This is a genomic window from Dellaglioa sp. CoH-55-MRSF-8 (assembly GCF_056782195.1).
The window spans coordinates 1-334 of sequence record NZ_JBXAYH010000028.1 but is presented as its reverse complement, the minus strand read 5'-3'; the positions used below and the strand labels follow the sequence as shown (position 1 = coordinate 334).

General features: G+C 51.2%; 1 protein-coding gene. It reads right to left on the bottom strand.

Features of this window, described 5'->3' with window-relative positions; genetic code table 11:
- Window positions 1-33: 33 nt before the first annotated feature.
- Window positions 34-334, bottom strand: a 301-nt coding sequence (locus AC1RPW_RS07690) for a hypothetical protein (RefSeq protein ID WP_481769395.1), incomplete at its 5' end; no start/stop codon positions are given.

Genomic DNA, 334 nt, shown 5'->3' with positions numbered 1-334 from the left:
CGTGCCGGTATTCTGGTCCTCTGCTTCCTGCATTTAGCGTGCGATATCGAAGTCGTCTACGGCCATTCCGTTTTCGTCGGTACCGCCGCCTCGGATTATGTACTCATCCTCACGAACGGTCGCCACCTTACCCTTGGGCTTGGCCTTTACCCGACGATTCCGAATTTCCTCCATTTCGGACTCCGAAAGAAGTCCCGGAAATAGATTGTAGTCACCAGATTCTGCCAACGTCTCAAGATGATCCGTTACGCTGTTGACCTTCGAATAATCAATCTTTTTCATTGTCAGTGTCCGAGTTTTTGGTTCTGGACGCGCGTCTACGGCGCTCATGTTC